The sequence below is a fragment of the Roseateles asaccharophilus genome, assembly GCF_031458115.1.
GTDB classification, from domain to species: domain Bacteria; phylum Pseudomonadota; class Gammaproteobacteria; order Burkholderiales; family Burkholderiaceae_C; genus Pelomonas; species Pelomonas asaccharophilus_A.
Genome location: NZ_JAVDXV010000012.1, coordinates 15,233 through 25,326 on the forward strand (window position 1 = coordinate 15,233; position 10,094 = coordinate 25,326).

Annotated in this window: 12 protein-coding genes; 7 read left to right on the plus strand and 5 right to left on the minus strand. The window is 66.2% G+C overall.

Going from position 1 to position 10,094, the window contains the following annotated elements; genetic code table 11:
* Window positions 1-1,206, plus strand: a complete 1,206-nt coding sequence (locus tag J2X21_RS25020; protein ID WP_310333013.1) for an MFS transporter — start codon at window positions 1-3, stop codon at window positions 1,204-1,206.
* Window positions 1,203-1,739, plus strand: coding sequence for an arsinothricin resistance N-acetyltransferase ArsN1 family B (locus J2X21_RS25025; RefSeq protein ID WP_310332865.1), 537 nt, complete (start codon window positions 1,203-1,205; stop codon window positions 1,737-1,739). Before J2X21_RS25020 ends, J2X21_RS25025 begins: the two co-directional genes overlap by 4 nt.
* Before the next feature lie 71 nt (window positions 1,740-1,810).
* On the opposite strand, the gene J2X21_RS25030 is transcribed toward J2X21_RS25025, so the two are convergent.
* Genes J2X21_RS25030 through J2X21_RS25045 form a run of 4 tightly spaced genes read right to left on the minus strand, consistent with a single transcriptional unit; the run spans window position 1,811 to window position 3,350 of the window.
* Window positions 1,811-2,254: a GNAT family N-acetyltransferase gene (locus tag J2X21_RS25030; RefSeq protein ID WP_310332866.1), complete on the minus strand. Its 444-nt coding sequence runs from the start codon at window positions 2,252-2,254 to the stop codon at window positions 1,811-1,813.
* Window positions 2,251-2,724 (minus strand): MerR family transcriptional regulator, encoded by a 474-nt coding sequence (locus J2X21_RS25035; RefSeq protein ID WP_310332867.1) that lies wholly within the window; start codon window positions 2,722-2,724, stop codon window positions 2,251-2,253. Before J2X21_RS25035 ends, J2X21_RS25030 begins: the two co-directional genes overlap by 4 nt.
* Window positions 2,725-2,734: 10 nt before the next feature.
* Entirely contained in the window at window positions 2,735-3,109 is a 375-nt protein-coding gene (locus J2X21_RS25040; RefSeq protein ID WP_310332868.1) for a hypothetical protein, read from the minus strand.
* Window positions 3,096-3,350: a hypothetical protein gene (locus J2X21_RS25045; protein ID WP_310332869.1), complete on the minus strand. Its 255-nt coding sequence runs from the start codon at window positions 3,348-3,350 to the stop codon at window positions 3,096-3,098. Before J2X21_RS25045 ends, J2X21_RS25040 begins: the two co-directional genes overlap by 14 nt.
* A gap of 98 nt (window positions 3,351-3,448) precedes the next feature.
* Between J2X21_RS25045 and J2X21_RS25050 the strand changes: the two genes are divergently transcribed.
* On the plus strand, window positions 3,449-3,784 hold the full coding sequence (locus tag J2X21_RS25050; RefSeq protein WP_310332870.1) for a YnfA family protein: 336 nt from the start codon (window positions 3,449-3,451) through the stop codon (window positions 3,782-3,784).
* A gap of 81 nt (window positions 3,785-3,865) precedes the next feature.
* Here the strand turns inward: J2X21_RS25050 and cadR are convergent, their stop codons facing one another.
* On the minus strand, window positions 3,866-4,318 hold the full coding sequence (gene cadR / locus J2X21_RS25055; RefSeq protein WP_310332871.1) for a Cd(II)/Pb(II)-responsive transcriptional regulator: 453 nt from the start codon (window positions 4,316-4,318) through the stop codon (window positions 3,866-3,868).
* Window positions 4,319-4,663: 345 nt separating this feature from the next.
* On the opposite strand from cadR, the gene J2X21_RS25060 reads away from it, so the two are divergent.
* From J2X21_RS25060 to J2X21_RS25075, 4 genes are all read left to right on the plus strand, one after another.
* Window positions 4,664-6,739, plus strand: coding sequence for a heavy metal translocating P-type ATPase (locus J2X21_RS25060; RefSeq protein ID WP_310333014.1), 2,076 nt, complete (start codon window positions 4,664-4,666; stop codon window positions 6,737-6,739).
* 57 nt (window positions 6,740-6,796) lie between these two features.
* The gene (locus J2X21_RS25065; RefSeq protein ID WP_310332872.1) at window positions 6,797-8,737 is read left to right on the plus strand and encodes an FTR1 family protein; all 1,941 of its coding nucleotides are present in this window, start codon (window positions 6,797-6,799) and stop codon (window positions 8,735-8,737) included.
* Window positions 8,738-8,765: 28 nt separating this feature from the next.
* Window positions 8,766-9,569 carry a sulfite exporter TauE/SafE family protein gene (locus J2X21_RS25070; protein ID WP_310332873.1) on the plus strand — a complete coding sequence of 268 codons (804 nt, stop codon included), beginning with the start codon at window positions 8,766-8,768 and terminating at the stop codon, window positions 9,567-9,569.
* Between the two features lie 65 nt (window positions 9,570-9,634).
* The gene (locus J2X21_RS25075; RefSeq protein ID WP_310332874.1) at window positions 9,635-10,018 is read left to right on the plus strand and encodes a hypothetical protein; all 384 of its coding nucleotides are present in this window, start codon (window positions 9,635-9,637) and stop codon (window positions 10,016-10,018) included.
* Window positions 10,019-10,094 lie beyond the last annotated feature (76 nt).

The window sequence follows — 10,094 nt, forward strand, 5'->3', positions numbered from 1 at the left end:
ATGCAGACCCATCGCGCGCGCGTCGTCGCCTCGTTAGGCACGACCCAGACCTTGGCCTGGGCATCGTCCTACTACCTGCCGGCCATGCTCGTGCGGCCGATAGCGAGTGAGTTGGGCGTGTCCCAGCCGACCGTGTTCGCGGCGTTCTCGGTGGCACTGGTTGTGTCGGCGCTAGTCGGCCCGCATAGCGGCCGACGCATCGACCGATGGGGTGGGCGTCCGGTGCTCATGACGACCAGCGCGATCTTCGCGCTGGGGCTTGGGCTGCTGGCAGTTGCGACCGGCCCCGTCAGCCTTTTTGTAGCCTGGGCGGTGCTGGGCGTGGCGATGGGTAGTGGCCTCTACGAGGCGGCGTTCGCGTCGCTGGTGCGGCTGTACGGGCATGAAGCGCGCGGGGCCATCACGGGCATCACGTTGATCGCAGGTTTCGCCAGCACCGTGGGCTGGCCGCTGACGGCGGCGCTGGAGCATGGACTGGGATGGCGCGGCGCATGCTGGACGTGGGCGGCTCTGCACCTGCTGGTCGGCTTGCCGCTGAATGCGTGGCTGCCTCGCGCGGAGTACACCGCGCCGGCGGCAGGCGAGACGCCGACCGACGTCAAGAGCGAGCCAGCCGAACCGCCGCTCGGCGTGGCCATCTCGCTCGCCTGGGTGTTCGCAGTGACATGGTTCATCAGCACGGCGATGGCGGCGCATCTGCCAGGTCTGTTGGCAGGCACCGGCACCGCGCCGGGCGTCGTCATCGCCATCGGCATGCTGGTGGGCCCGGCACAGGTCGGTGGGCGGTTGCTGGAGTTCGGCTTCCTACGGCGGCTGCACCCGCTGTACTCGGCGCGGGTGGCGGCGCTGATGCACCCGGTTGGCGCGATGCTGCTGCTTGCGCTCGGCGGGCCGGTGGCCGCCGCCTTCGCCCTGCTGCATGGCGCTGGCAACGGCATCCTGACCATCGCCAAGGGCACGCTGCCGCTGGCGCTGTTCGGCCCCACGGGCTACGGGCACAGGCAAGGGATGTTGATGTTGCCGGCCCGGCTCGCGCAGGCGCTGGCGCCGTGGCTCTTCGGGCTGCTGCTGGCGGTGCTGGGCACGCGCGTGCTGTGGGTGTCGGCCGGCCTGGCGCTGAGTGCGCTGGCGGCGCTGATGCTCATCCGCGTGCCGTCGCGCATGCAAGACGAAAGCACATCGACAACATTGGAGGAGCCGACATGAACATCCGAACTGCCTCGCCTGCCGATGCCGCAGCCGTGGCTGCGATCTATGACCCGGTCGTTCGCGACACAACGATCTCCTTCGAGACAGAACCGCCGGACGAAGCCGAGATGCGGTCCCGCATCGAGAAAACGCTCACCAGCCTGCCCTGGCTGGTCGCCGAGGACGCAGCCGGCGCGGTGTGCGGCTACGCCTACGCCAGTAAGCACCGCGAGCGCGCCGCCTACCAGTGGTCTGTGGATGTGACGATGTACGTGCGTGAAGACATGCGCGGCCGAGGTGTGGGCCGGGCGCTGTACGGCAGACTCTTGGCGGTGCTGGCCGATCTGGGCTACTGCCAGGCCTTTGCAGGCATCGCGCTACCCAACGCGGGCAGCGTCGGCCTGCACGAAGCAATGGGATTCGAGGCCATCGGCGTGTACCGGGACGTCGGTTTCAAGCATGGCGCATGGCGCGACGTGGGGTGGTGGCAAAAGCCTCTGCGCGAACCTGGAGCGCCGCAGGAGTTGCGTCAGTTCGCCGCGCTGACTTGAGCGGGATTCGCTGCGGGTTCTCTGCGATCATCAAGGCCATCGGCAAGGCTGCTGTGCTCTGGTTCGTGCCGTCACGCCACGCGGCGGCGCATCTCTGCGGGGTAGTCCTCGAAGCCCAGCGAGCGGTACAAGGCGCGGCCGTCAGGCGTCGCGCCAAGGTTGAATTCCCGCACCTCAAGTGTCTCGCATTGCCGCATGACTGCTTGCAGCAACTCGCGGGCCACACCCTGACCACGCCAGGCTTCAGCGGTGAACACATTGACGATACGGGCCATCTGGCCGCTGAGATTGGCACGAGTCGGCCCCCAGTCCAGCAGCACCGCGCCGGCACCACCGACGACGACGTCACCTTGCACTGCCAGCCAGCCGACATATCGGCCGGCTTCGATGCGCGGGCCTAGCCAGGCCGCGTAACCAGGCCGTCGTTCAGCATCTTCCTTGCGGTAGCAGCCATGAGCCGTCACTTGCTCTGTGTCACAGGCGGTCACCGGCCTCAAGTTCCAAGCTGTCGTCATGGTGCACTAGCGGCGCAACAGGCGGGAGCGTGCAGCAGCGTGGCTTCTCCCATCGGCGTGGCCAAGTCTTCAAGGATGTTGCAGTCCACTGCCGCACCACCCGCACAGGCCGTGTCACAACTGCCGACGAAGGCTGCCATGGCGCCCTCCAAAGCTTTCAACTCGGCCAGCTTGCTTCGGAGCTGTCCCAGGTGGCGTGCTGCGACCTCGCGGACTTCGACACAAGGACGCTGCGGTTCGTCCATCAAGCCGACGAGTTCTCGCACCTGCTCAAGGCCGAAGCCGAAGTCGCGACAGCGACGGATGAAGCCCAGTCGACGCACCGCCGCCTCGTCGTAGACGCGCCTGCCGGCTTCCGTGCGAGGCCCTGGGGGTAGCAGGCCGATGGTCTCGTAGTAGCGGATGGTGGGAACGGAGCACCCGGTCCGCCGGGCCAACACACCGATGGAGAAGGCGGGTGATGTGGTCATGCCAGCGAGCTTAGCCTTTGACACAGCCGCAAGCGCCCGGTCCTGGGGGTGGCAAGGTGGGTGTTGCAGGGAGGAACTGAGAGAACAGCCACTGTGCATCATCGGCTTGGTCCGTCGGGCCAATGATGAGAAGTTCCACGGCATCGCGGCTCTCGGCCAAGTGGAATGTCAGGAAGGCACAGCATTCGCGCTCCAGCACGATGATGGCGGCTAGCTCGGGGGCGGCGTTGGGGGCGTAGAAGAGGCGCAGCGTCGAGCCTTGAAGGCAGTGGGAACGCAGGTGGTTGCGCGTGAGTTGTTGAATGCGGGTCAGACGCGCAGCCATGTCACCGGGGCGCAGCGTGCAGGCAAGAGGTGCGGCACCATTGAACTCAGCGGCAGGCATGGTCGCCTCCCGTCGCACAGGCCGTGGTGCAGGCGCAAGCCTGACGGCGGGCAACTCGTCTGCGCCGCCAGACCCACAGCACCGAAAGGGCCGGCAAGAGCAGCGCGAGCGGCAGAAGTTCATCGGCGCAAGCCCATAGCGCAGCAGCAGACGCGGCAATCGCAGCGCCGCCGAGCAGGGGAATCGTGCAACAGGCAGCGCAGGCTGCACCCAGGCCCAAGGCCAGCTTCCAGGACTTCATGAGGAATCTCCTCGCAGTAGGCGATGCCCGCAAGGTAGAACCTCAAGCTACTTGAGGAGCAAGCACTTTCGGTGGACCGGCCTCACGACAATGGAGCCATGGAAATGCTGAAAACGCTGGGCCTGTTCGCCGCCACGGCGCTGGCCGAAATCGTCGGCTGCTATCTGCCGTATCTGTGGCTGAAACAGGGCAAACCGATCTGGCTGCTTGTACCGGCCGCTGCGAGCCTCGCGCTGTTTGCTTGGCTGCTGACACTGCACCCAACGGCTGCCGGCCGCGTGTATGCCGCCTATGGCGGCGTCTACATCGCCGTGGCGATGTTGTGGCTGTGGGGCGTGGACCGGGTGACGCCAACGACGACGGACTGGCTCGGCATGGGGCTGTGTTTGTTGGGCATGGCGGTCATCATGTTCGGGCCGCGCCCGCAGGCCTGAGCTTCGAGTTGGCGGGGACAAGCCGGCGCATAGCGTCGGCCGGCGCGATCAAGCGACTGCCGGTACGTGCACGCCGCGGCGTCAATGCTTGTGCACTGCGCGTAAGTGCTGGCTTGGCGACTCGGCTGGCGGCAGTTCCTGCGAAGCTTCGCGTAGACCAGAAAGGATGCCGCACTGATCTGTTTTGTGAGCGTCGCTACAACGCTGCCGCAGCCCCCGCAGTTGCGTTTCCAACAGACGCAGTTCTTTGATGCGCTTGGATACGTGGCCGATGTGCTCATCGAGCAGCGAGTTGACGTCGCCGCAGTCTTCGCCAGGCGCATCCTTGAACCGCAGAAGAACACGGACCTCGTCCAGCGACATGTCGAGCCCCCGGCAGTACCGAATGAACTGCAGACGTTCGAGGTGCGGCGCCTCGTACACCCGGAAATTTCCCTGCGTTCGTCCGGGTGCCGGCAACAACCCCTCACGCTCGTAGTACCGGATGGTCTCGATGGGGGTCGACGAAGCCGCCGATAAGTCGCCAATCTTCATGGGGATGGTCCAAGCCTGTTCCAACAGAAGTGTAGGGACTTGACTCTGTAGTGGCTACAGGTCTTCTAATCCGCTCATATCGCCGGAATGCCCATGCCGAACACCCATCTCCCTCACCCGTCCAAGGACGCCGAGCCGGCCGCCGATGGCGGCCACGACTGCTGTTCAAGCTCGTCTTGCAGCTCGACGCCCGCACCGAAGCCCCGCACGGTGATTCCCTTGCAGGTTGCCGCGCCAAAGCCGGCCGCCACCGCATGCTGCGACGACGACTCATGCTCGACGCCCGTGGCCAGCCCGTCGGTCGCCGAAGCGCCCGACGGGGCCCTCCTGCTACGCATCCCCGCCATGGACTGCGCCGTCGAGGAGGGCCAGATTCGCCGCGTCCTCGAAGGCTTCCCTGCCATCAAGCGCCCGCGTTTCGATCTGCCTGCCCGCATGCTGACGCTGGATGCCCAGGCCGACCAATGGGGTGCGGTCGTAAGCGCCATCCAGTCCGCCGGCTTCAAGACGGAGGTGCTGTCGACGCCCCCATCTGCGGATGACACAGCCAAGTCGCAGCGTGTCGAGCTCTGGCGCCTGATTGCGGCCCTCGTCGTGGCCTTCGGTGCTGAGCTTCTGCACCTGGTCGGTCCCGACTCGACGGCCTGGCAGATTGCGGGCATGGCCGTCGCCGCCATCGCCATCGCGCTCTCCGGGTTGTCCGTCTTCCAGAAGGGCCTCACGGCCCTGCTGCACGGCAAGCTCAACATCAACGCGCTGATGAGCGTCGCGGTCATCGGCGCCTTCGCCATCGGGCAGTGGCCAGAGGCGGCCATGGTCATGGCCCTGTATTCGCTGGCCGAACTCATCGAAGCACGCTCGGTGGAGCGGGCTCGAAATGCCATCTCTGGCCTGCTCGCGCTGTCGCCACCGCAGGTCGAGGTCCGCCAGGCGAATGGCCAGTGGGCGAGCGTAGATGCCAAGACCGTCGCGGTTGGTGCTGTCGCTCGCGTAAAGCCCGGTGAACGGTTCGCGCTGGACGGGCGCGTGACTGCGGGTCAGGGTGCCGTCGACCAGGCGCCCGTGACGGGCGAGAGCATCCCTGTCGACAAGGCACCAGGTGACGACGTCTTCGCCGGCACCATCAACCAGAGCGGCTCGCTGGAGTTCGAGGTCACCAAGCCTGCCAGCGACACCGTGCTGGCGCGAATCATCCACGCCGTGGAAGAAGCGCAGGGTCAGCGCGCGCCGACGCAGCGCTTCGTCGACAAGTTCGCGGCCATCTACACGCCGGCGGTGTTCGTGCTGGCGCTGGCCATCGCCGTCGGCACGCCGTTCCTCATGGGCTGGCCATGGCTCACCGCAATCTACAAGGCGCTGGTCCTGCTGGTCATCGCCTGCCCATGCGCCCTGGTTATCTCCACCCCGGTGACCGTGGTCAGCGGCCTGGCTGCGGCAGCCCGTCGGGGCATCCTCATCAAGGGTGGCGTCTATCTGGAAGAGGCGCGCAAGCTCAAGGTCGTCGCACTCGACAAGACCGGCACCCTCACCGAAGGCAAGCCCAAGCTGGTTGCGCAGTCCGTGCTGGCCGGCGACCTGGCCGAAGAGCAAGTCCTGCGCATCGCGCGCAGCCTGGCAGGTCGCTCTGACCACCCGGTTTCCAAGGCCGTTGCAGCGGGCCTGTCCGTAGAGCCGCTCGAAGTCGCCGACTTCGGTGCCGAGCTTGGCCTCGGCGTGCATGGCGCTATCGACGGCCATGCCTACATCCTCGGCAACCATCGCTGGATTCACGACAGCGGACTCTGCTCGCCGGAGCTGGAGGCCAAACTCGAAGAGCACGAGGTGCAAGGCCGCACGGTTTCTCTGCTGGCTGACCAAGGCCGTGTCCTCGCGCTCTTTGCCGTGGCCGACACCACCAAAGAAACGAGCAAGCAGGCGGTCGCGGACCTCAAGGCCTTGGGCATCCGGTCGGTCATGTTGACCGGCGACAACCCCTCGACGGCGCGCGCCATCGGCGCACAGGTCGGCATCGACGACATCCAGGCCAATCTGCTCCCCCAGGACAAGCTCAGGGTCGTGACCGACCTGGGCACCGGCATGCGGGTCGGCATGGTCGGCGACGGCGTGAACGACTCACCAAGCCTCGCCGCCGCCGCGGTCGGCTTCTCGATGGGTGGTGCCGGCACGGACACCGCCAAGGAAGCGGCGGACGTGCTCATCATGAACGACGACCTGCGCAAGGTGCCCGAAACCATCCGGTTGTCCAAGCGAACCTATGCTGTCCTTTGGCAGAACATCATCCTGGCGCTGGGCATCAAGGCGGTGTTCTTCGTGCTGGCCGTGTTCGGTAACGCTTCGATGTGGATGGCGGTCTTTGCCGACATGGGCGCCAGCCTGCTGGTTGTCTTCAACGGCCTGCGCCTGCTGAAAAGCTCGCGCTGATCCCAACGGCCACATGGGCCCGCAACGCGCGGGCCATCTTTTTGCACAAGAACCGAAATGCGTCTCACTAAGTTCGTCCATCGCAGCGCCAAGGTGCTCGCCGTCGTCGCCGCGTTCCTCTTCTCGGGCGTGTTGCAGGCATCTGAGGCCGATGTGAAGCGCGTCTGGCAAATCCTCGACTACCTAGCCGTCGACTACGCCGGTGCCGTCCAGGATGGCAAGGTGCTCTCACAGTCCGAGTACGACGAGATGAAGGAGTTCGCGCTGACCGCGCGAACCAAGATCACCGCGCTGGGAGCCAAGACCGAGCAGGCCGCGCTGGTTGCCCAGGCGGCCGAACTTGAGGCGGCCATCGCGTCCCGCGCCGACGCGGGCAAAGTCGGCACGCTGTCGAAGGCGCTGGCCAAACACCTGATCGCCGTGTACCCCGTGCCGCTGGCGCCCTCGACCGTCCCCGACGTCAAACTCGGTGCGAAGGTCTATGCGGAGAACTGCGCCAGTTGCCATGGCGCCACCGGCAATGGCGACGGTCCCATTGGGAAGTCGTTGGACCCGACGCCCATAGCGTTTACCGACAAGGAACGTGCGAGCCAGCGCAGCCTCTTTGCGCTCTACCAGGCGGTGTCGCAAGGCATCGCTGGTACAGCGATGCCCGCGTTCAGTCAGCTCTCGGAAGAGGACCGGTGGGCAGTGGCCACCTATCTGGGCACCTTCGCTCACGATGGCAGCGAGGTCGAGCAAGGCAAGAAGGTCTGGGCGGAAGGCGAGAAGGCGAAAGCCGCCGTCCCCAATCTCGACCGCTTCGTGGGCCTGACGCAGAACGACCTGGCCGAGTCGCTGGGTGCCAAGGACGCGAGCGCGGTCATGGCCTATCTGCACGCAAGTCCAGAGGTGCTGAACCAGGCGCCCACAGGTGGCTTGACGCTCGCGCGCAAACAGCTTGAGGACAGCCTGACGGCGTACAAGGCCGGCGACCTGAAGAAGGCGCAGGACCTGGCCTTGTCGTCCTACCTGGACGGTGTCGAGCCTTACGAGCAGGCGCTCGCGGCCAAGGACGGCTCGCTGAAGAACCAGATTGAAGTGGGGATGAGCCTCTACCGGTCGCGCATCTCGGACAAGGCCCCAGTTGACCAAGTCGCTGCAGCCGCTGCGGATGTGGAGCGGCTATTCACGCTGGGCGACCAGGTGCTTGCGGACTCGCGGGCAGACGCGACGGCCGCCTTCCTGGGCAGCCTCACCATCCTGCTGCGCGAAGGCCTTGAAGCCCTCCTGGTTGTCGTCGCCATGATCGCGTTCCTGCGCAAGGCGGAGCGCCCGGATGTCCTGGCCTACGTGCACGCGGGGTGGGTGACGGCGCTCCTCGCTGGCGCGGCGACGTGGGGTGTGGCGACCTATCTCGTCACCATCAGCGGCGCGAACCGGGAAGTGACGGAGGGGCTATCGAGCCTCTTCGCGGCGGCCGTGCTCGTGAGCGTCGGCGTCTGGATGCACCAGAAGAGCGTCGCCGGCCAGTGGCAGACCTACTTGCGGGAACGCATGTCTGCGGCCCTGAACCGCAAGTCGGCGTTCTTCATGTTCGGCCTGGCCTTCATCGCGGTGTATCGCGAGGTCTTCGAGACCATCCTGTTCTACGCGGCGCTCTGGGGCCAGGGCAACGACCACGCCATCCTCGCCGGGCTGGCGACGGGCGTCGTTTGCCTGATGGCCATCACCGTCCTGCTGCTGCGCTTCAGCGCCCGGCTGCCCATCGGCAAGTTCTTTTCTGCCAGTTCCTGGCTGGTTGCCGTGCTCGCCGTCGTGCTCACCGGCAAGGGCGTGGCTGCGCTGCAGGAGGCGGGCTGGATTGCGCCGAGCGCGCTGACCGCTCCTCGGTTTGAGCTGCTGGGGGTGTACCCATCGACCATCGGGCTTGCCGCGCAGGCCGTCGTCCTCGCTGTCGTGCTGGGATTCTTCCTTTGGCATGGCCGCGCGCAACCCCAGCAAGACCAGACACGATGAGCACCCTGGCGACTCACAATGCGCGGCCATGACCGCATCCACAGCAGAGAGTCCCCGACGCATCCTCAGTGCCACGCTGGCCGGCGCAGCCGTCGGCATTCTGGGCGGGCTCATTGGTCTGGGCGGCGCGGAGTTCCGGCTGCCCATCCTCATCAGCTTGTTCGGCTTTGCAGCGCTGCACGCTGTCATCCTGAACAAGGCGATGAGCCTGGTCGTGGTGACCAGCGCGCTGTTCTTTCGGATGGGGACAGTGCCGGCGGGGGAGCTTCTGGCCAACTGGCCGAGCATCGTGAACTTGCTGGCGGGCAGCCTGGTCGGTGCCTGGCTGGGCGCAGGATGGGCAACGCGACTCAGCAGTCGACGGCTCTATCAGGTCATCAGCGTGATGTTGGTTGCCATTGCGGTCGTGCTGCTGTCGGCGCATGAAGTGCACTCAGACGGGGCGCTGCTGCATGGGCCGGCACAGGTGGTGGCGGGGCTCGTGGCAGGTTTCGTCATCGGCGTCGTAGCCGCGGTCATGGGCGTGGCCGGTGGCGAACTGCTCATCCCCACGCTCATCCTGCTTTTCGGTGCGGACATCAAGCTCGCCGGCAGCCTCTCCGTGGCCATCAGCCTGCCGACCATGGTCGTGGGCTTCGCTCGTTACAGCCGAGACAGCGCCTTCGACGTGCTGAGGCACAACGGGCGGTTTGTGCTCGCGATGGCGGCTGGGTCGATAGTCGGCGCCGCAGCGGGCGGCCAGCTGCTGGGCATCGTTCCAAGCCAGGTGTTGCTGCCCGTGTTGGCCGCCATCTTGCTCATCTCGGCGGTGAAGGTCTGGCGTCACAAGTGACGGGCAGCCTGCAAAAGTAGTCCCACGTCGCTGGCTAAACCGAGCCCGCTAAACTTGGCGTGACCATGTTCCGCCGTTCAACCCGCCGCCTGACCACCGCGTTTTTCGTGGTGTTGTCACTGCTGTTCTCGCAGTTGGCGTTGGCGAGCTACGTCTGCCCGCAACAGGCAAACGCAGCGGCGATGGTGGAGGTGATGGCGGCCGGCGTGCCCTGCGAGGGCATGGACCAGGACCAGCCGGCGCTGTGTGCCGAGCACTCGTCCAGTGCTGCGCAGTCCTTCGAGGCCGTCAAGGTTCCGACGGTGTCGCTGCCGATGGTGGTCCAAGTGCTGGAGTTGCCGCTGGTGCTCGACGCCGTCGAGGCCGCGACCGTCCCCGCTGCCGCCACGACCGAGGCACAGCCGCCTCCGGACCCACTCTTCCTTTCCACGCTCAGACTGCGAGTCTGACCAGCTCCGTCGACTGACAGGCGCCGGTGCGGCACGTCCGCATCCCGGCAACGCCGCCGCTCGTCCACGGAGTTTT